The 21,236-nt window shown below is 69.6% G+C and carries 12 protein-coding genes; 7 read left to right on the forward strand and 5 right to left on the reverse strand.

From position 1 onward, the window contains the following. The first annotated feature begins 64 nt into the window (after window positions 1–64). The 5 genes from BN6_RS16255 to BN6_RS16275 all read left to right on the forward strand — a co-directional run bounded on the left by BN6_RS16255 (window position 65) and on the right by BN6_RS16275 (window position 9,622). Entirely contained in the window at window positions 65–6,457 is a 6,393-nt protein-coding gene (locus BN6_RS16255) for a type I polyketide synthase (RefSeq protein WP_015100765.1), read from the forward strand. Continuing rightward, entirely contained in the window at window positions 6,454–6,702 is a 249-nt protein-coding gene (locus BN6_RS50235; RefSeq protein WP_041312942.1) for a DUF5988 family protein, read from the forward strand. Before BN6_RS16255 ends, BN6_RS50235 begins: the two co-directional genes overlap by 4 nt. A gap of 83 nt (window positions 6,703–6,785) precedes the next feature. After that, window positions 6,786–8,228 (forward strand): FAD-dependent monooxygenase, encoded by a 1,443-nt coding sequence (locus BN6_RS49620; RefSeq protein WP_051075595.1) that lies wholly within the window; start codon window positions 6,786–6,788, stop codon window positions 8,226–8,228. Continuing rightward, the gene (locus tag BN6_RS16270) at window positions 8,209–9,114 is read left to right on the forward strand and encodes an NAD(P)-dependent oxidoreductase (protein ID WP_015100767.1); all 906 of its coding nucleotides are present in this window, start codon (window positions 8,209–8,211) and stop codon (window positions 9,112–9,114) included. Before BN6_RS49620 ends, BN6_RS16270 begins: the two co-directional genes overlap by 20 nt. 58 nt (window positions 9,115–9,172) lie before the next feature. Further along, window positions 9,173–9,622, forward strand: a complete 450-nt coding sequence (locus BN6_RS16275; protein WP_015100768.1) for a nuclear transport factor 2 family protein — start codon at window positions 9,173–9,175, stop codon at window positions 9,620–9,622. 196 nt (window positions 9,623–9,818) lie between these two features. Here BN6_RS16275 and BN6_RS16280 read toward each other — a convergent pair whose 3' ends face one another. The 5 genes from BN6_RS16280 to BN6_RS42000 form a co-directional block, all read right to left on the reverse strand. Further along, window positions 9,819–11,081, reverse strand: a complete 1,263-nt coding sequence (locus BN6_RS16280; protein WP_015100769.1) for an NAD(P)/FAD-dependent oxidoreductase — start codon at window positions 11,079–11,081, stop codon at window positions 9,819–9,821. Window positions 11,082–11,234: 153 nt separating this feature from the next. Then, the gene (locus tag BN6_RS16285; protein ID WP_015100770.1) at window positions 11,235–12,488 is read right to left on the reverse strand and encodes a cytochrome P450; all 1,254 of its coding nucleotides are present in this window, start codon (window positions 12,486–12,488) and stop codon (window positions 11,235–11,237) included. Window positions 12,489–13,032: 544 nt separating this feature from the next. Further along, window positions 13,033–14,280: an alpha/beta hydrolase gene (locus BN6_RS41995; RefSeq protein ID WP_015100771.1), complete on the reverse strand. Its 1,248-nt coding sequence runs from the start codon at window positions 14,278–14,280 to the stop codon at window positions 13,033–13,035. 1,228 nt (window positions 14,281–15,508) lie between these two features. Beyond that, window positions 15,509–15,652, reverse strand: coding sequence for a hypothetical protein (locus BN6_RS46705; RefSeq protein WP_158509392.1), 144 nt, complete (start codon window positions 15,650–15,652; stop codon window positions 15,509–15,511). A gap of 117 nt (window positions 15,653–15,769) precedes the next feature. After that, on the reverse strand, window positions 15,770–17,128 hold the full coding sequence (locus BN6_RS42000) for a hypothetical protein (protein WP_015100773.1): 1,359 nt from the start codon (window positions 17,126–17,128) through the stop codon (window positions 15,770–15,772). 1,394 nt (window positions 17,129–18,522) lie between these two features. On the opposite strand from BN6_RS42000, the gene BN6_RS16305 reads away from it, so the two are divergent. Together BN6_RS16305 and BN6_RS16310 are read left to right on the forward strand one after the other, a co-directional pair. Beyond that, on the forward strand, window positions 18,523–18,987 hold the full coding sequence (locus tag BN6_RS16305) for a LuxR C-terminal-related transcriptional regulator (protein WP_041312947.1): 465 nt from the start codon (window positions 18,523–18,525) through the stop codon (window positions 18,985–18,987). A gap of 710 nt (window positions 18,988–19,697) precedes the next feature. Then, on the forward strand, window positions 19,698–21,227 hold the full coding sequence (locus BN6_RS16310) for a PfaD family polyunsaturated fatty acid/polyketide biosynthesis protein (RefSeq protein WP_231905313.1): 1,530 nt from the start codon (window positions 19,698–19,700) through the stop codon (window positions 21,225–21,227). Window positions 21,228–21,236 lie beyond the last annotated feature (9 nt).

Below are 21,236 nucleotides of genomic sequence, written 5' to 3' on the forward strand. Positions count from 1 at the left end.
CTGCTGACGGAGGTGCCCCGTCCGGCCTCCGCTGGGTGAACGGATTCCGAGTGAGGAGCGCGTCGTGGTCACTGGTTCGAAGGCGGACCTTTCCCGGGCGGTACAACAGGAACCGATCGCGGTGATCGGTGCCGGCTGCAGGTTTCCCGGCGGGGTGGACTCGCTGGAATCGTTGTGGCACCTGCTGATCGAGGGCCGCGAGACCGTGACCGAGGTGCCGCTGGACCGGTGGGAGCCGGGAATCCTGGCCGGGGTGGGCCCCGCGGCGGTCGCCAGGATGCGCTGGGGTTGCTTCTTGGACGGTGAACTGGGCGCGTTCGAGCCGGGATTCTTCGGGATAAGCGTAGAAGAGGCACCGTGGATCGACCCGGTGCACCGCCTACTGCTCGAAGTGCTGTGGGAGGCGTGTGAGCACGCGGGCATCCCGGTGAAGGAGTTGCGGGGTTCCCGGACCGGTGTCTTCGCCGGCATCTACGGGACCGACTACGCGCTGCGCGCCCTGCGTCCGCCGGATGAGATCAACTCCTACTACGCCTCGACGAGCCTGCACGCGACGGCGGTCGGGCACGCGGCGTTCACCCTGGACCTGCGGGGACCGAACCTGGTGGTGGACACCTCGTGCTCGTCCAGCCTCGTCGCACTGCACCTGGCGTGCCAGAGTCTCCGGACGCGGGAGTCGGAGTTGGCGCTGGCAGGCGGGGCGCAGCTCATGACGGGTCCCGAGTCGGGACTGACCAGGGTCGGTTGGGGGATGTTGTCCCCGACCGGTCGCTGCCACGCCTTCGACGCGGGCGCGGACGGCTTCGTACGGGGTGAGGGCTGCGGAGTGGTCGTGCTGAAGCGGCTGGAGGACGCCGAACGCGACCACGACCGGATCCTCGCGGTACTGCGCGGCTCGGCGGTCAACCAGAACGGGCAGGGCCACCGGATGACGGTGCCGTCCGGGATCGCGCAGGAAGCGGTGTTCCGCGAGGCGCTGCGGTACGCGGGTGTCGACGCGGCGGAGGTCGGGATGGTGGAGGCGCACGGTCCGGGCACACCGGCGGGCGACCCGGTCGAGTTCGGGTCCACCACGGCCGTCTACGGGCAGGGCGGGGGCCGGTGCGCGCTGGGGTCGATCAAGACCAACATCGGGCACTTGGAACCGGCCTCGGGCATCGCGGGTCTGCTCAAGGCCGTGATGAGCGTCCGACATGGGCAGGTTCCCGCGTCGCTGCACTTCGCCGGGTGGAATCCGCAGATCCACCCGGAAGGCTCGGGGCTGTTCGTGCCCACCGAGACGGTGCCGTGGCCGATCGAGGACGGCCCGAGGATCGCGGCGGTCTCCTCGTACGGCCTCGGCGGCACCAACGCCCACGTCGTCGTGGCAGAGCCGCCCCAGGAGTCGGTTCCGCTGCCGGCACGATCGCGCGTCGACGTGACCGCGTGCGCTTCCCGCCCGCACGTCGTGGTGCTGTCCGCAGGGTCGCAGGGTGCGTTGCCCTCCTCGGCCGCTCGCCTGGCGCACTGGCTGGACGGCGATGGCGCGAACGTGCGACTGCCCGATCTGGCGCACACCCTCGCCGTGCGGCGCTCGCACTCCGCTGCGCGGCTGGCGGTGGTGGCCGGCTCGCGCGACGAACTCGCGGGGCACCTGGAGCGGTACGCGCGGGGGGAGACCTCCGGCGACGTGCGGGACGGGCTGGCGGGTCGGGGAGTGGGACCGGGTGCGGTGTGGGTGTTCTCCGGGCAGGGTTCGCAGTGGGCACGGATGGGCATGGGGCTGCTGGGCCGGGACGAGGCGTTCACCGACACCATCCGGTCGCTGGAACCGTTGATCGAAGAGGAGTCCGGGCTGCGCGTGTCCGAGGTGCTGGCCGCACCGGACGTGGTGGCCGGGTTCGCGCGGGTGCAGCCGGTGCTGTTCGCGGTGCAGGTCGCGCTGGCAGCGATGTGGCGGGCCCACGGGGTGGAGCCCGCAGCGGTGATCGGCCATTCCTTCGGCGAGATCGCGGCCTCTGTCATAGCCGGGATCCTGACCCCCGAAGACGCGGTCCGGGTGGTGTGCCGCCGATCCCGGCTGACCGCCCGGGTGGCGGGTCGCGGTGCCATGGCCTCGGTGCACCTGGGGCTGGACGACGTGGAGGCCGAGCTCGCCGCGCTGGGCGAGCAGGCGTCCGAAGTGGAGGTGGCGGTGATCGCCTCGTCCTCGTCCACCGTGTTGTCCGGCGACGCCGGGCAGATCGCCGCGCTCGTGCGGCGGTGGGAGGACGCGGGAGTGTCGGCCGCGCAGATCGCGGTGGACGTGGCCTCCCACTCCCCGCAGGTCGACGAGGTGCTCGACGACATCCGCACCGCACTGGCCGACGTACGACCGCAACCGGCTCGGCTTCCGTTCTACAGCACCGTCCAGTCCGATCCCCGCGCGCCGATCTCCGGGGACGTCGAGTACTGGGTGGCCAACCTCCGTCGACCGGTCAGGTTCGCCGACGCGGTCACGGCCGCCGCAGCCGACGGCTTCCGCATGTACGTCGAGGTGTCGCCGCACCCGCTGCTGTCCTTCCCGCTGCAGCAGAACCTGCTCGCGTCCGGCGAACAGCACGGGGTCGTCCTGCCGACCCTGCTCAAGGAGCAGGACGAGCAACGCGCGTTCGCCCGGCAACTGGCGGCAGCCCACTGCGCCGGCTACCCCGTCGAGTGGCAGCGCCTCTACGGTGAAGGAGAACTGGTCGACGCCCCCGCGACGACGTGGCAGCGCTCCACCTACCTGGTGCCGCCGCCCATCGTGCTCGGTCCGGGCACACCGTTGACCGACGGCCACCCGCTGCTGGGCTCGCACGTGCACGGGTTGGACCCCACCGACGATCGGCACTGGTGGCGATCCCGCCCCAACGTCGCCTCGCTGCCGTGGCTGGCCGACCACAAGGTCGAGGACGTCCAAGTGCTACCGGGAGCCGGGCTCTGCGAGATGGCCCTGGCAGCCGCACGCGAGGTGTTCCAGACGGAGTCCGTGTGCGTGAGCGACGTGGAGTTCCTGCGGATGTTGCCGGTGGCCGCGGATCACCGCGCCGCGGGGGACCGCTTGGCGGCGACCGCCGATCCGGACGAGTCCGGGTGCTACCGGTGGAACCTGGCAGCCACGGACGACGACGAGAACCGCACCGTGTACGCCACGGCCGTCCTGCGCCACGCCGAGGTTCCGCGACGACCGCCTGTGGATCTGGCCGAGCAGCGCGCGAAGCACACCCGGCCGGTCGATCTGGCGGAGTTCGCCGAACGACTGCTGAAGCTGCACCGGATCGAGCACGGCGGCGTGTTCACCGCACTGAGCCGGGTGGACGTGTGCGACGGAGACGACAACGGCACGAGGTCGAGCGCGCTGGCCAAGATCTCCCTGGCGGACAGCGCGTTCAGCAGGACGCGCGGGTTGATCTGGCACCCGGCCCAGATGGACGCGTGCCTGCAAGCCCTCGCCATCCTGTGGACCCGCTCCTGCGAGCTGGGCGATGGACTGGCGCTGCCCCGCCGAGTCGGCTCACTGCTGGTCCACGGCGACACCTCGACAGGCAGCCATTGCCTGGCCCGCCTGGACCAGGCGGATTCCACCGGCTGCACCGGCACGCTGTGGCTGCTCGACGACGACGGTCGCGTGGTCGCCGAGGCCGTCGACGTCGTGTTCTCCCTCGCCGGCGAGATGACCGCCGAGCAGCTGTTCGACAGCCGCCTGCTGCAGGTGCGGTGGTCTCCTTCGCCGCTGCCGGACGAACCGCCGGCGATCCGGGGCACCTGGTTGCTGGTCACGGAGACCGCGGCCGACCCGAACGCCGCCGTGCTGGCCGACCTGCTCCGGGAGAACGGCGGAACCAGCCTGGTCGCCGTCGTGCCACCAAGTGCCGATGCGCTGGACGACGCGACCACGTCGTTCCTCGCCGAACCCGAACTGACGGGTGTGGTGGTCCTGCCGGGACCGCCCGGTGGTGGTGGTGAAGACCTCGACTTGGCCACTGCCGTGCAGCGCGTCGGTCGGGTGGCGCTGATCGTGCGCGCGCTCGCCCGCCGCGCCCAGGGCACCACGCCGCGGCTATGGGCCGTCACCCCCGGCGCGCAGAGCGTGTTGCCCGACGACTCTGTCGATCTGAGCCACAGCGGGGTGCAGGGCCTGATGCGGGTGCTGTCGATCGAGCACGGAGAACTCTGCCCGACCTCCGTCGACGTGGACGGGGACACCGGTCCCGCCGACCTGCTCCTCGACCTCGCGTCGGGTTCCCGAGGAGATGACGAGATCGCCTGGCGCCACGGGGTCCGCCACCGGGCACGCCTTGCCTACGCGCCCCGCCAAGCCGAGGACCGCCGGAACCGCACCTGCGAGGTCGGCGTCGACGGCTACACGCTCTTCCCGCGCAGGGTGAGGGACCTCGACTCCCTCGAACTGGTTCACCAGGAGCGGAAGGCCCCCGGACCCGGGCAGGTCGAGATCACGATCGGCGCCAGCAGCCTGAACTTCCGCGACGTGCTGGTCGCGCTGGGTTTGCGCTCGGCCGACCACGGGATCGGCTTCGACTGCGCCGGCACGGTCACCGCGGTCGGCGACGAGGTCGACCCCGCATGGTTGGGCCGTCGGGTCGCCACCGTCACCACCGACGGCGGCGCGTTCTCCTCGCACCTCGTGGTCCGGGCGGACTGGCTGGTGCCCGTGCCCGACGACCTGAGCACCCTGGCCGCGGCGGGCCTGACGGGCGCCTACATGACGGCGTGGTACGGCCTGCGGCACCAGGCCGGTCTGCGGCCGGGCCAGACCGTGCTCATCCACTCCGCCGCCGGCGGGGTGGGGTTGGCCGCGGTGCACGTCGCCCGCGCCCGCGGCGCCACCGTCCTGGCGACCGCCGGCACCGAGGTGAAGCGGGAGTACCTGCGCTCCCTGGGAATCGCCACGGTGCTCGACTCCCGTTCGCTGGAGTTCGCCGAAGGCGTCCGCAAGGCGACCGGCGGCCGGGGCGTCGACGTGGTCCTCAACTCGCTGACCGGCCAGGCGCAACGGGTCGGCTTGGACCTGGTCGCCCCCGAGGGCAGTTTTGTCGAGATCGGCAAGCGGGACATCGACGCCGACGCCCGCATCGGCCTGGCTCCGTTCCGGCGCAACATCTCCTTCCACAGCATGGACCTGACCCTGCTCACCGATATCAATCCCGACCTGATCGCCCGGCTGTCGGCCGAAGTGGCCCAGGCACTCGCGGCGGGCGAGATCCCGGCGCTGCCCTACGCCGACTTCCCCGTCGCCGAAGCCCCTGACGTGTTCCGCAGGATGGCGAACGCCGAGCACATCGGACGCCTGGTGCTCACCTGGCCGACGGCGGGGACCGTCGAAGCCGTCGAACCGCCCGAGCAGGTCGAGGTGGTGCGCGGCGACGGCAGCTACATCGTCTCCGGCGGTCTCGGCGGTCTCGGCCTCCTGGTCGCCCGGTGGCTGACCGACAACGGGGCGGCTTCCATCGTCCTGTGCAGCCGGTCGGCTCCCGGCCCTGACGCCCGGCGCGCGATCGAGGGGATGCGCGCCGCCGGGACCCGAGTGGTCACGGTCGAAGGCGACATCGCGGCCGCCGGCACCGCCGAACGACTGGTTGCCCGCGCGACGGAGGGAGGCCGCCGGTTGCGAGGTGTGCTGCACGCCGCCGCGGTGGTCGAGGACATCACGATGGACCACTTCGACCCGCCCATCCTGCACCGCGTCTGGGAGCCCAAGGTGACCGGCGCGTGGCGACTGCACGAGGCCACGCTCGGCCACGAACTGGACTGGTGGGTCGGCTTCTCCTCCGTTGCCTCCCTGCACGGGTCGCCCGGTCAAGGGCTGTACGCCGCGGCGAGTGCGGCGCTCGACGAGTTCTGCGCCTGGCGCCGATCCCGGCAACTGCCGGCCACCAGCGTCAACTGGGGTCTGTGGGGTCGCTACGGCATCGGCGCGGCACTGGAGCAGCGCGGCTTCACCATGATCGACCCGGTCGAGGGCGTCCGCGCCTTGGACACGATCCTGCGCCACTCCCGCGCGCGCACCGGTTACACACCGCAGGACATCGCCCTGTTCGTGGGCAGCCGCCTGTCCTCGCTGGAGTCGACCTTCTTCGCGGACGTCCTCGGCGCTGTGGGAACGGCGGTCGTCGACGACCCGGTGCTGGCGCGGCTGTGCCAGGTCGACAGCGCACCCCAGCGACAACGCCTGCTGGAGCAGCACATCAGCGACCACGTGGCCACCGTCCTGCGGCTGCCGGACAACTCGCTCAGCCCGGAGCACAACCTCGCCGCGCTGGGCCTCGACTCCCTCATGGCACAGGAACTGCGCGCGCGCCTGGAACGCAGCCTGGGCCTCGACATACCTCGCACCGTGATCTGGACCTCACCCACCATGAGCGCCCTGGCCGGTCAGATCGCGGCCAACCCGGCCGCGCCGTGGGCGACCGGAGGCTCCCAGGAGGACCCGTCATGACCACACTCGTCCCTGACCCGCAGCCCGAGCCCCGACCTGGCGCAACCGATGCCGGCGCGTTCCGCCTCTCCGGTGGACCGGACCGACTCGTCGATCTCCCGCCGGTCCCGCAGCGACGGGACGCGAGTCGCCTCACGTTCCGGTGGACCGGAGGTTACGAGCACTACGAGCTCGACCGTCACACGGACGGGGACACCACCATGCCCCTCTACCGCTGGACGTACCGCACCGAGGTCGCCGAATAGCTCAGCGTTCAGCATCAGGTGCCCGTGTCACGCCGTTTCGCCGTCGGACAGGAGGACGTGGAGTGCACGCAACACGAGATCCGGTGGTCGTCGTCGGAGCCGGCCCGTGCGGGCTGGCCATGGCCGCGAAGCTGCTCCAGCGGGGAATCGAGGTGCGCTTGTTCGACGCGTCGCCCGAGCCGGCGACGGGATCGAGGGCCATCATGCTGTGGCCGCCGGCCCAGGACGTCCTCGCCGACCTCGACGTCCTGCACGAAGCACGGGCGATCGCGTTCCGACCGCGTGCCCTGTCCTACCTGAGCGACGGGCGCCCGCTGGCCCGCATCCGGTTGCGCCCACCCCTGGACGCCCTGCTGCTGCCGCAGGAACGGACCGATGAACTGCTGGCCGGCGCGGTGACCCGGCTGGGAGGGAAGGTCGAACACGGCGTCCGCGTGCTGGGCGTGCGGCAACACGAGGACGGGCTCACCGTCCACATCGCCGACCAGACCGGCCAGGAGTCTCGTGTGGAGGCTTCCTGGCTGATCGGGGCCGACGGCGTGCACAGCACCGTCCGCGAGAGCCTCGGCATCGACTTCGCCGGGTCCCGCATGCCCGGACGGTTCGCGCTCGCCGAAGCACGTCTGCGCGGCACGGTCGACCGCCCGGACGACGTCAGCTACCACCTGACAGCCAGTGGTGTGCTGTTGATCGCGCCCATGCCCGGCGGGACGTTCCGGATCGCGGGCGACATCGCACCGGACCGGGAACTCGAACCCGGTGTCGTGGACGAACTGCTGGAACGCGGACCCGCCGAGTTGCGCGTCCGCGAACTGAAGAGCCTCACCACGTTCTCGTCGGCCGAGCGGATGGCCGGGCGGATGCGGCTGGGCCGCTGCTTCCTGGTCGGCGACGCGGCCCACACCCATTCCCCCTTCGGCGGCCAAGGACTGAACCTGGGCTTGCACGATGTCCGGAACCTGGCCTGGAAGCTCGCCGGTGTCCTCGACGGCACGTTCGGCGACGCGCTCCTGGACACCTACGACGTCGAGCGGCGGGCCGCCGCCCGATTCGCCACCAGGCTCACGGGCACCTTGATGCGCGCCGCCCTGTCCCGGTCGCGCTGGAAGCGTCCGCGCGGCGCGCTCGTGCGGTGCGCACACCACCTCGGGATCCTGCAACGGTGGTACGCGCCGGTGGTCGCGGGTCGGCGCACCCGCCATCCGTCCGTCCACCCCGGACCGACGAACCGCTTCGCCGGACTGCCCGCCCCGCCGTGGGCGCTGGAAGGGAACACGGTGCCGGACCGCTTCCGGCTCGTCACCACAGGACCAGCCGAACGCTCCGCGTTGTCGACGCGCGCGGCGGCCCTGGCCGACCGCCGGGCCACCCTGGTCGACCACCACCACCTGCGACGCCTGACCCGGGGGTTCCTCCTGGTGCGCCCGGACGGCTACGTCGCGATCGCCGGCGGCCCGCACGTGCTCGACGGCGTGGACCGCTACCTGACAGACCTGGAGGACACCGGTGGAAACCACCAGACGTGACCGGGTCGGGTTCATCGGCCTGGGACGCCTCGGCACTCCCGTCGCCCGACGGCTCCTGCGGGCCGGGCACCACGTGACCGTGTGGAACCGGACCAGGGAGAAGACCGCTCCGCTGGTCGCCGAGGGCGCGGCCGAGGCGAACTCCCCGGCAGGCGTCATGCGTGACGTCGGAGTCGTGTTCCTGTGCGTGCACGACGCGGCCTCGGTCGAGCGGGTCACCTTCGGCCCCGGCGGGCTCGCCGAGGCCGCCACCGCGGACGACCTCGTGGTCGACCACACCAGCATCCACCCGCACAGCACCCGTGACCTCGCCCGAGCGTTGGCCGAGGCCACCGGGGCCCACTGGCTCGACGCACCGGTCTCCGGGGGTGTGCCCGCCGCCGAGAGCGGCACGCTCACCGTGATGGCCGGCGGGGAGCGGGCCGACTTCGACCGCGCGGAAAGCTACCTGAAGGCATACGCGAGCAAGCGCACCCTGGTCGGTCCGTGCGGGGCCGGACAGGCGGTGAAGCTCTGCAACCAGGTCCTCATCGCCGCCACGGTGTGGGCGATCGCCGAGGCCACCCGGCTCGCCGCTGTCGCAGGTGTCGACCCCGTCCTGCTCACCGACGCCCTGGCCGGAGGGCTGGGTGACTCCCCGATGCTGCGCCTGTACCAACCGCTGATGGTCTCCGGATCCGACACCTCGCTAGGGTCCTCGGTCAGCCTGCTGAAGGACCTCGACTCGTGCCTGGACATCTCGCGGCGCGAGGACTGCCCGCTGCCGCTCACCGCCCAGGTCGCCGAACTCTTCCGGATCGCATGCAAGTGGACCCCGGCGGACCGCTCGGGCCACATCATCGACCTGCTCATCGGACCGACCCGGCCGCCTCGCAGGGATGAATGACCCGGCGACTGTTCCGACGTACCCGTCCCGGCACGACACGCAGAAAGGTGTACCCACCGTGCCTGAAGTCCACAGCCCGGCCGGCGAACGTGCTGAGCACGCCGCAGTCTTCCACACCTGGGCCAAAGCCATCTCCGACGCCGACCTCGACTCCTACCTGACGTGCTTCAGCGAGGACACCGTGGTGGAAGACCTTGCCCTCGACACGACGACCCGAGGCTTGGAAGCGGTCAAGGAGGGGGCCGCGAGGTGGTTCGCCGCTTTCCGGGACACCTCGCTCGACCTCACCTGCCACCTCGAAGGCGACGGTCACGCGGCGGTGAGCTGGACCTACACCGGGGTCGTCGCCGACGCCCACCCCGGTGTCTTCGACCGATCCGCCGTCGGCCGCCGGTTCACCAAGCACGGGATCAGCCTCTTCAGGTTCGACGACGAGAACAGGTTCGCCTGGGAACGCTCCTACTGGGACCTGGGAGAGCTTCAGCGCAGCGTCTCCGGCGAGGATTGACGAACTGGTGCCCCGTCTGCCCATGGGCGCAGGGGACGCGTTGTGCCACACCACGTTGGTATGGTGTGGCACAACCGTCCGGCGCCCAAGCACAGCCGTGTCGGCGTACGGGAGGACGGTACGGGCCGCTCGGTGCCGAGGCCGTCGGAGCGGTGGCGGTGTGCCGGACCTCCCGCGTCTTCGTCCCACGAAACGGCTACCAGGTGACCCCCAGCGCCGCAACCGCACGGATCGCCGAATCACAACCGTCCTCGTGAAACCCGCTGCCGAAGTAGGAACCGGCGAACGCCAGCGTGGGCCCCGAAAGATCGGCGAGTCGATGCTGAGCGGCGAAGTTGATCGCGTCGAAGCGGGGGTGTTCGTAGGACGCACGCGCCAGGATTCGTTCAGGGGCGATGAGATCGACGCTGTTGTAGCTGACCAGCACTCGCTCGGGGACGTCCAACGAGGAGACGGCCGCCACGTCGACGTGGAAGTGGTCCATCGACGTGCGGTGCGTGAGGCAGGACACACGGACGTTGAGAGGGCTGGTCCCGACTCGGTCGTTCCGGAGCACCGTGGTGTCGGTGTGCACCAGGACTTCGATCGGCGTGTACTGGACGGAACCCAGGAGTTCGCGTTCCGGCGCGGTCGCATCTACGAGGATCTTCCGCGCTTGTGACGCGTGCGTCGCGATGACTGCCTTGTCGAATCGGTGCGAACCCCCGGCGGCGTCGTGGATCTCGATGCCCAAGTCCGAACGGCGGATGGAGTTCACCGACGTGGCCGTGCGGACGGACGTTAGCTGTTCCGCGATCCGCCGGACGTACTCCCGACCACCCTCGGAGACCATCCGCCAAGAGGAGAACGGGTCGGGCTCGAGCAGCCCTTGATTCTTGAAGGTGTTCACCACGAACTGGACCGGGAGCACTTCGAGGGCCCGGTAGCCGGAGACGAACCACGAGCCCGTCCGCGGGTAGAGGAAGTGGCGCACGAAGTACTCCGAGAACCCACCCTGTTCCAGCAGCTCACCGATGACCAGGGTCGTTTCCTTCCCGGAAGTGGCCATCTCTTGGAGAGCGGCCGAAAACCGCGCGATGTCGTCGAGGAACCGTTTCCAGGTGTCCGCGTCGATGTTCTCGGGCCGGTCCGGCGTGGTGTCGGTGCCCAGCGGGTTGGCGGCATGGACGAAGCCGCAGTCGGCGCAGGTCACATCCGTGGTCAGCGCCGCGGGCTGCCCGGTGACGCCCAGTTCGGCGAACAGCCGCTTGAGTCCTGGGGACGTCCGTTCGTTGTAGATCAGGAAACCTGCCTCGGCGAGCAGCTTTCGGCCCGCGATGTCGACCTCGCGGGTGTCGACGTGTCCGCCCAGCCGTGAATCGGCCTCGAACAGGGTCACGTCGAACTGCTTCTGCAGCAGGTATGCGGCGGTCAGGCCGGCCACACCGGAGCCGACCACCGCGGCTGTCGATCGGGTCATTGGGACAACCTCCGAAGAGAAGGGCGGGTTTCGTGGGAAGACGCGGACGCTGGAGAAGATCACCTGGCCGGTTCCCGGCCAGTCCGACTGGATGTTGGTCGCGAGCCGCCGCCATGCGGACCGGTGTGGCCTTGAACCGGCGGGCGGGGCAGGTCAGCGGTGATGTCTTCCTGAGCCGGCGTCGAGCGGCAGGCTGTCCAGGCAGCGGACCACACGACCGGCCCGCCATCGGAGGTCGGCCGGGTCACCGGCGAGGGCCAGTCCGGGAAACCGGTCGAGCAGTGCCGGGATGGCGATCGCGGCCTCCAACCGCCCCAGCGCCCAGCCCAGGCAGAAGTGGATTCCCCGGCCGAACGCCAGCAGCTCGTTCGCGGGGCGACGGATGTCGAAGACGTGGGGATCGGGGAAGACCCGCGGGTCCCGGTGTGCGGCACCGATCACCACCTGTACCTGGGTGCCGTCGGCGGGGATGACCGTGCCGGCCACGGTCAGTTCCCTCCGGGCGAACCGGGAAGGTGCGATGTGCACAGGACTCCCGTACCGCAGCGTCTCGTCGATGGTCCCGTCGAGCAGATCGGGGTTCTCACGAAGCAGAGCCATCTGGTCGGGGTTGGTGAGCAATCCCCATATCGCAGTGGTGATCAACGTCGTCGTGGTCTCGTGACCGGCGTTGAGGAGCACCACCACCATGCCCCGCAACTCCTCGTGTGTCATCGAAGTGGCACCATCGCCGTGCAGCACGTTGCCGAGAAGGCTGTCGCTCGCGGTCAGCTTCGCTTCCTCGATCAGTTTGTCGACGAAGGGAACGATCTCCCGGCGGGCGGCGAGAGTGTCCTCGGGGCTGCGCGGGACGTTGATCCGCTCCACCCAGTCCTGGATGAAGGTGTGATCGAGGCCGCGGATGCCGAGAAGGTCGCAGAGGACCCCGAGCGTCAACGGTGCGGCGAACTGACGGACGAGGTCGAAGGCTTCGCCCGTGGGCAGCGTGTCGAGCAGCCGGGCGGTCAGGTTCTCCACCACGCCACGCATGTCATCGATGCGGCTCGGCACGAACCTGTGCGCGACGGGCTTGCGCAGCCTCTCGTGATCCGGAGGGTCGGACGTCAACATGGACCGCCCCTGAAAGGGCTGCGTGGCGTCTGGAGCGCCGTAGTAGAGAGTACGCCACTGGTCGGTGGCGTACGTGGCGTCGTAGGCCAGATCCGGGTGGACCAGAACGGTTTTCGCCTCGGGATGACCGAGAACCAGCCACGCCGGGAGGCCCGTGGGCAGGATGGTGAGGTGGATCGGCCCCTGCGCGAGCAGCTCGGAGTAGACCGAGTAGGGGTCGGTTACCAGACGATCGCCGTAGGCCCGCAGATCCACAACAGGTTGTCGATCTCTGTGGTGCGGAATCACGTGGTTCATGGCGTGGTTCTCCTAGTGGTTCAGGGAAGGAGTCGCACAGCATCGTGGCGGCGGACTCCCGCAACGGCGTCGTGGGTCCGTCGAAGGGGCTTCCGCTGGACGAGGCCAGGCGACCGAGGTGGTTCTCCGCAGTTCGAGGACACGGCTCCGAACCGCGTCTGCCGGATCGGGACAACGCGCCCCGCACAGCTCGGCACGTGCTTCGGGCGCTGCTTCCATCCGTCCTCCGAGCCTTCCTGCCGGATGACATGCGTCCACGGCACTTCGTGGAGATGCACCTTCAACCAAGTTCACCGCCGACCGTGCCGTTCAGCCAAGGGAAGTCCGCGCGGGAGTTGTTGAATCTCGCGCGGTGTTGACACCACCGCGGGCCGCGCGCGTGTTACAGGCGCTGTGCCGCCACTCGTCCAGCGACCTCGGCTGCGGGAGTCGTCGTGACCGACCGCGACAACCACCATGAGCAGGGGACCGTCGTCGACGCCCTCGCCCCGGTCGGACCGGACCGGCCCACGGCAAGTTGGCTCTCTTCGACCTCCGGTCGGGCTCAGCGCCCGTGGTCGCGAAAGTGCCGCAGCATGAGCTGCCGCATCGTCTGGTTGGGCGCGCTGTAGAATTGGTGGTTGATCGTGTGATCAGCCCAGCGGTACCGGATGGTGCGGATGTCGACACCGGCCTTCTTGGCGGCGTCCGCGAACCTGAGCGTGCCTTCGACCGGTACCACGTGGTCGGCGTCGGCCACGAACAGCAGTGTGGGCGGGGCGTTCGGGCCCACGTAGGTTATGGAGGAGACGGCGCGAGCGCGGTCGGGATGGGCGTCGGGGGAACCCCCGAGGTAGCGGTCGCTCAGGGAGCGCACGATGGGACCAATGACCAGGTCGGGATTGGCGTAGATGCCTACCGGGTCGACCGCCGGGTACTCGGCCGCCACGGCGCGCAACTTCGGAACCGTGCCACCGCACCACGAAGTCGCCTTGCCTTGGGCCGCGGCGTACGCCGTGTTCAGCACGAGCGCGCCACCTGCGGATTCGCCGTAGGCGAAGCTCCGGTCCGCGTCGCCCCCGTAGCCAGCGGCATTCTCGGCCAACCAACGCAGTGCACAGGCGACCTGAGGACCGGCGGTGTCCCAGTTCGGATCCTGGGGCGAACCGAGGGTGTACTCGACGCCGAACACCAGGAAACCGTTGTCGGCGAACCAACGCAAGTTCGCCGACTGCATCGAGGGGATGCCGAAAGCGAACGCCCCACCGTGGACGTACACCAGCACCGGCGCCCCGGTGGTCGTGCCCTTGGGCCGGTACACCTCCATCTTCAACGTCTGGTCGCCGTTGGACGCGTACGCCACCTGCTCCGGTGGCGATTCGCCCACTCCAGGGCCCCGGACGAGGAACGTCTGCCACCAACGGATGTCCGCGCCGTTGGCCTGTCCGACGACCACGTGGTCGATGAGCACGACCGCCGAGCCGACCGAAGACAGCACGCCCACCAGGGCGATGGTCAGGCCGGTTCGCCGCACGCCGAGTCGTGCTGCGGTGAACGCCAGCGCCGCGCCGACCAGACCCACGACGATGAACGGACCCGCCAGGGGAGGCAGGAGAAGACTGCCGATCGTCCCGATGATCGGCAGCCCCGGCACGAAGGTCCCCAGTGCCAACCAAGCACAGATGCCGGCGACGATACTGCCGAGGACCATGAGCAGGCGACGCAGCAGGAGTCGCCCAGAAGAGGGACGGGACGCGGTGACAGCGTCCTCTGGCGACTTCTCGGCGGTGTCGTCGGTGGAATCGGAATCCATGCGATGCCTCCTCGAAACGGTGGTGGTCCGGTGCACGTGATGACCGACGTCGTCCGCGAAGCCGTTGGCGCGCCACGTCGATGACCGGCACCGCCATCGCCACCATGTTCGGGCGCGTGTCGGGCAGTTCGGCGGTGAACTCCAGCGGCAGACACCACACCCGACGCGACAACGTGCGGATGGTCCATGCGCCGTTGCCGAGGAACGTCAGATCGCGCAGCGATCTTCTTGATTGGCGGCAGCCCCGGTTGCGGGCCGCCGCGTCGTGGCGGAGCACTTCGGTCGGCACGCGGTGCACGGTGCTGATTGGCAGGCCGAGCAGGCATTGGATTGGGTCTGGCCTGTGAATCACCGGCATTCCCTCCACGTGTCCATGGTCAAGTGATCGGTGGCGTGTCGGTGCCGGGAAGCGTTGACGCCTCCCGAGTAGACCTTCTCGCGTCGGCGTCGACCGATCACAGGGTCGGCTTCGTCCGTGGCGGTGGTGGTAAGAGGCGTGGTCGCAACACCCTCGACCACGCTTGTTCGTCGACGCCGTTCCGGTACTCCGCATCGAGATCGTGATGTGATCAGCGGCCTCTACGAGATCCGCCCGTACGTCCGATCTCGGAGGGGCTGAGTGATCCTCGTTCAGGGTAGGGGCGCTCGCCGCCCCCGGTCGAGTCCGCGTTCGGTGACTTCGAGCAGGTAGTGGGCACCTTCACTCTGTTGTCGTACGGCGATAGAGGGTAAGCACAAGCCAGCGCGACGGACGCGCCGGCAGCACTGCGGCGGAATGAAGATGGACGTGCGGGGTAGCAGTTGGGTGTGCGCGACAAGGAGCAGCCGGGTCCAGGAGCCGGACGTGTCGGGGTTGCGGGTCTTCAGGGTTGTCCAGCCGATGGTTTGTTTGAACAGACGGAACCTGTGTTCCAAGAAGACCACCACCACACCGGTTTCACCCCACGCCGACCCGGCAGGTGCTCGACCGCGACCCGGATCAGGGTGCCTTCGATGATCGGCAGTGGCCCGTCGTGGTCCAGCCATGGACGGTGTCGGTCGTGGTGACCGCCGCCGGCCGCAGTCAGGGCGAGTTCGCCGCCGTGTTCGCGCGGGCAGCCGCAGTACCCGGTCCGAGCGGATTCGACCCGTCACTTCGACATGGAGATGGTTCAGGACGAATGCCAGGCGGGGTGATGTGGTGTCCGGCGTCGGCGACGTTGAGGACCGGCGGATCTCCCAGCCGCCACTACGCGGCCGCGATCAGGCGCAGCACGCCGAGGATCGCCGTCCACGACGAACGACCCGGCTCCAACGCGGCGAGGAACGAGTACGGCTGGCCCGGGACGAACTGCGACGCGTTCCTGGCCTGCCCGTAGACGCGCCAGGACAACCACCTGCTCCCCGGCGATCGGTGCTCGAAGGGGCGTCGAGGTCGAAAGTCCGATCCGCCGTGATCTGGGCGGTGGTCGTGGAGACGCTGCTGATCCACGTGGCTTGACGGGTCGGTTCATGCCGTGAGCTGCCCAGTCACTCGTTCTGCTCGCCGTAACACCTGGGTGACCACGGCGTTGTCGCGGTAGTGCCAGAGGCGTACAGAAAACGAGCGCAGGGCGGAGCGCACACGCCCGGAACGGACCGACGAGCACTCGTCCAAGAACCACTGCCACGTCCTGCAGGCTTCTTCCGGGTCACCACGGCGCAGTTGCGACTCGGCCAGTTGGTGCGTGGTGAGCAGGCGCGAACGGCGCTCACCCTCGGCACGGCGGCGCAGCGACGCACGCAGCGCGATCTCGGCCTGCCGGTGATCATGCAGGAACGCCAAGGCTTGACCGGCCAGGTGCCCGACGTCGGCGTGGTGCGTGCGCCCGCCGGACCGAGGGGCGTCGTCCGTCTTGGTCAGGTGCTTTTCGGCCTCGCCCAATCGCGCGAGCGTCGTTCGGCGTTCGAAGAGCGCGGCGTGCGCGACGGCCGCCTGCCCGAGGAGCAACGCGCGCGTGCCTGGAGGTGGGGAAGTCCCAGCGCGGTCCACAGCGGCGTCGGCCAACTGCGCGGCGTGGCGGTAGTGCCCCAGGAAGCACGCCTGCGCGCTCATGCCCCGCAACGCCAAGGCCTGGCCGGTCCGGTCGTTCACCTCGTCGACCAGGAGCAGCGTCACCCGGTAGTAGCACTGGGCGAGGTACTGGTGGAGGTCGTCAAAGCACTTGAAGCCGATCAGGTCGGTCAACGCCGCCACGCGGCTGACCAGTTGATCAGGGATATGTGCGGTGGGGGCCGGGCGTAGCCGGCCGAGGACGTCGTTGGCAAGGTAGGTCACAAGTGCCGAGCGGGCATGTCCACCGCCGAGCGTCTGGTCGGCGGTGGCAAAGGCGGAGGTCATCACGGCGAGCACGGTTTCGAGACCGGACCAGGGAACGTCGTCGTCGTTCGGACGGGCGTGGAGTACCTCCGGACGGTCCCGCCGCGGTGGCGCCACCAACCAGTCGGTCCGGAACGGCTGGTCACGCAAGGCGATGCGTTGCCTCGGGTCCAGGTCCGACTCCGTCAAGCGGTGCAGCGCCACCAGCCCGGAACCCGGTTCTGGCAGGGGGTCGGCCTCCTCCGCGGCCAGGTTGCCCAAGCCCGTGTCCGCCACCGAGACCGGGCGATCGAGCCTGCGGGACAGTGCTTCGGCGGCGAACGCCGTGACCAGCGGTCGCGGGCGGGTGCCGGACAGCCAGTGCGAGACGCTGGTGCGGTCGTAGCGCAGTCTGGTGCCGGCTTCGGCGGCCACGCGGTTCACCGCCAGGGAGAAGTTGTGGTTGGTCCACCGCGCTTCTCGCAGCAGAGCACGGAGCAGGTCGTTGGGCGTGTGGTTCCGCGATGTCATGGGTCTCCCGGTCGAACGCGTGTTGCCGATGCGCTCGGGTGCCTGTGGGTCGACGAGGTGGTCGTCATGTCGGAACGACCCGCGGTCCGGCGCATTCAGGACGTCCGTTCCAAGTAAAGTGACGAGCCGGCTCGATTGCCATCGCACGTTGGGGCTGGGCCTGTCGTGCGATCGCGAACAAGTGTCAGCGCGGTTCGCCGGAATGTTGTGCACAGACCGTGCGCCATTGCGATGGCGGAAGGGCCACGCGAACCGGTCGGCTCTCGAACGGATCAATCCGGCGAAACGAAGATCACGTCCCGTGCTCTACGCCGTGTGGCGCTGGTGCTGGTCTCCCCGGAGACGGGACCGCTCTTGACCGGATCAGTTTTCATTCGGTTCGGCAAGAGTCCTTCACCCCCTTCCGATCTGACGTGATGAGCCGCAGCGATTGGGTGATGTCCACTCTGTTGCCTATGGGGGAGAGCACATCGAGAGACCTCGCTGCGACGAAGCACATCGGCTCCGTACCCCTCCTCCCCACGTCCACCGGGGTACGTGGCTTCGGCGGTCAGGCCAGCGGTGGACGCGCCTCCGCCCGGATGATCCGCCGTCCAGCGGTGAGCCTGCCCTCCGGATGGCGGTGAGGTTGTGGTCGGCCGATACCCGCACAGATGTCCGGGAAATTCCAATTGCTGCGGATTGGCGGACCTGCGACCGAGATGCCCGAATGGAGCTATTGTCCTGCGGAGTGGATCACTACGCTTGGTCTGGGGCTACAGTGGGGCGGCTCTAAAAAGGGTAGGAAGGGCGTCGGTGTGCCGGGAAGTGTCCGAAGGAAGCGCAGGGGAAGACCTCGCCGTCGAGTAGTCGCTGCGACTCTTGTGTGCCTATCAGGATCCTGTGCAGGAGTTGTTGGGTCTGCTGGTCGCCAAGTGGCACACGATTCACCCGAGTGATTCCGGTGACGACCTCTCCTGCTGGGAGTTCACCGAGTGGGAAGGTCATGTTGAGCTACTCTTGGTGAAAGGGCTGAACCGTCGGCGGATTGCCCGCATGCTGCACCGATCCCGCCACCTGGCACTGAGTCCGCCGCCTGTGCATCCGCCGGGAAGTCCGCAGACATCACAGCCCCCTCGGTCTCGCCTGCTCGACGATCTGCCCCCGGACCCCACAGTGCCTCCAGTCGTTGAGCCAGCGCGTTCGTGGGGCGGAAGTCCTTGTGGGTCGAGGAATCTTGCAACACTCTCAACAAGATCGGCCGACAGTGCGGGGCTGGGCAAGTCCTCGTCCAGTAGCGTGAATCGCAGGACAGACCGACTGCGGGTCGCGGCCAAACCATGCACGTGCCGACCAACCGGTGGTTTCCTGCGATCGGTCCACTGTCGACGAGGGGCGAGCCGAGGGAGACCGCAGTGACGATCGGTGTGAACGTGGTCCAGCTGCCGGCGAGGCATCCCGACGGGGACGACCCGCTGCGCCTGGTCGAACACGCCATCCGCTGCGTCCGGGAAGCCGCGGAATCGCTGACGATCGCGGCACGCCTGCTGGCCGGGACGGGAACCGGAGCCCCGCCACCTCGGGTTGCCGGACTGGCGAGCCGTGGCCGGTCTGACCGCACGTGGCTCACCGGCCAGGAGCGCAGGGTTCTCACGCTCCTGGCCGCCGGCCTGTCCAACCGGCAGATCGCGCAGGCGCTCGACATCTCGGACAAGACCGCGAAGAACTACGTGCACGTGATCTTGAGCAAGCTCAACGCGAGCAGTAGAACGGAGGCGGCGTTCACCGCGCTGTGCGAACGCTTGGTCGACCTCGAGGAGTGTCGTCGGGTCCAGGCGGCAGGCGATGCTGCGGCAGCGGACCCCAGGACACCGCGCTGACCGTCACAGAGAACATCAAGCCGCTGACGCCCTGGGGCGAACAGCGACGGCCCGGTGGTTCCACCGCCGCACAAGCGGTCCGTAGTTGCCGACCGGATTCCCGCCGGGGGCTTCGACACTGTCGGGCGGTCGGTCGTTGTGGTCGAGGAGCACCGGCCAGGTCGTGCGGCACCGTCGTCGCTTGTGGCTGTCGTGGCTGGTGTGCTGGCACCGAGCAGTCTGCACCGGCAGGGTTGCCGCGGACCATGGTGCGTGGGTCCAGGGTGTCCCGGTCCCGGCCGATCGGCCGCCGGCGAAGGGCTGCCACTCCAGCCGAATCGTTGTAGGCGAACGCTGTCCCGGGGTTGCAGGGCGACTGGATCGGCGCCGCGGTGTTGCACGTGGCCATACCGGTGTCGGTCCACTCCGGACCACGGTGGAGGCGGGCAGCACCCGAGATCTGGAGTGGGGAAGTTTCACCACATTCAACAGCCGTTCCTCCGGAACTGTTGTCGCGCCGCCGTTCCGTTGCTCCTATGGAACAGCACGTCGGTGACCCGGGCGTCGATCGGCGCCGGAGCGGAGGATCGACTCGATGGGAGCGTCAGATGGCTGTTAAGCCGATGACCCGGTCGACGCCGCCGGGGTCGGGTACCGCGGGAGCGGTACGAGCCGTCCGGTGGCTGCCAAGCGGCCACCAGCCCGTTTTCGACCGCGCTGGGCTGACCTCGTTGGCCCACCGCACCCGTGAGGAGTTGGTAGTCCTCGACGGTGGCCCGGACTCAAGCCTCGGTCTGGCGGTGGGTGGGCGGCTGGAAACCGGGTCGGGGGACGGGTACCCGGTCGTCGGCCTTCTCCCGCCCCTGTACCCGGAGAGGCTGGGTGACCCCCGGTTCTGTGCCGCGCACGGCACCCGGTTCGCCTACGTGGCGGGCGAGATGGCCAATGGCATCGCCACGGTGGACCTGGTCGTCGCGGTGGCCCGGGCGGGGATGCTCGGCGCCTTCGGCGCTGCGGGTCTGCCCACGCGCGTCGTGGCCACCGCGGTGGACGAGCTGTCCGCACGGTTGTCCGGCCGTGCCAACTGGGCGGTGAACCTGATCCACTCGCCCACCGAGCCGCGGGCGGAAGAGGAGATCGCGAGCCTGCTCCTCGAACGCCGGGTCCCGTGCGTCTCCGCATCTGCCTATCTGGACCTCACGCCCGCCGTCGTCCGGTGCTCGGTGGTGGGGCTGCGCCGCGACCGGACTGGGGAGGTGGTTCGCGCCCGACGCGTCATGGCGAAGCTGTCCCGGCCGGAGGTGGCCGCCCGGTTCCTGGCACCCGCACCGCGCGACCTCGTCCGTCTCCTGGTCGACCGCGGGCAGGTGACGGAGGAGGAGGCGGAGCTGGCCGCCTGCGTGCCGGTCGCCGACGATGTCACGGTCGAGGCGGACAGCGGCGGGCACACCGACAACCGACCGATGACGGCGCTGCTGCCGGCGGTCACGGCGGTGCGCGACGCCGCCGTCCGCGAATACCGCTACCGGTCTCCGGTGCGAATCGGCGCCGCCGGCGGCCTCGGCACACCCGAGGCGCTGGCCGCCGCCTTCGCCGCGGGAGCGGCGTACGTGGTGACCGGCTCGGTCAACCAGTGCACGATCGAGTCGGGGCTCTCCGCCGAGGGCAAGGAGCTGCTGGCCCACGCCGACATCGCCGACACCACCATGGCACCTGCGGCCGACATGTTCGAGATGGGGGTCACCCTCCAGGTCCTGCGGCGCGGCACGCTGTTCGCGAGCAGGGCCTGGCTGCTCCGCCGGGCCTACGACGAGCACCCCTCCCTGGAGGCGTTGCCGATCTCGATGCGGGACAAGCTCGAACGGGTTGTCTTCCGGACCACCGTCGAGGACGTCTGGGAGCAGACGCGCCGGTACTGGTTGGACCGCGACCCGGAACAGGTGGTGCGGGCCGAGCGGGACCCCGGACACCGCATGGCCCTGGTGTTCCGCTGGTACCTGGGACAAGCCGGCCGCTGGGCGATCACCGGTGAGCGGGCGCGGCGCACCGACTACCAGATCTGGTGCGGGCCGGCGATGGGAGCGTTCAACCGCTGGGCCGCGGGCAGCTTCCTGGACGATCCGGCCAACCGCTCGGCCGTGCAGATCGCGCGCAACCTGCTGGAGGGCGCGGCGGTGCTGACGCGGGTGCACCAGCTGCGGACCTGCGGCCTGCCCCTCGCCCCGGAAGCGTCGGTGTTCCGACCCCGGCCTCTTGCCTGACCGGACGAC

Origin of the sequence: Saccharothrix espanaensis DSM 44229 (assembly GCF_000328705.1) — a bacterium.
Classification (GTDB): domain Bacteria; phylum Actinomycetota; class Actinomycetes; order Mycobacteriales; family Pseudonocardiaceae; genus Actinosynnema; species Actinosynnema espanaense.

Coding starts and splice junctions, on each gene's coding strand:
- BN6_RS50235 (WP_041312942.1), top strand. CDS start 6,454: ATGACCACACTCGTCCCTGACCCGCAGCCCGAGCCCCGACCTGGCGCA.
- BN6_RS16280 (WP_015100769.1), bottom strand. CDS start 11,081: ATGACCCGATCGACAGCCGCGGTGGTCGGCTCCGGTGTGGCCGGCCTG.
- BN6_RS16285 (WP_015100770.1), bottom strand. CDS start 12,488: ATGAACCACGTGATTCCGCACCACAGAGATCGACAACCTGTTGTGGAT.
- BN6_RS41995 (WP_015100771.1), bottom strand. CDS start 14,280: ATGGATTCCGATTCCACCGACGACACCGCCGAGAAGTCGCCAGAGGAC.
- BN6_RS42000 (WP_015100773.1), bottom strand. CDS start 17,128: ATGACATCGCGGAACCACACGCCCAACGACCTGCTCCGTGCTCTGCTG.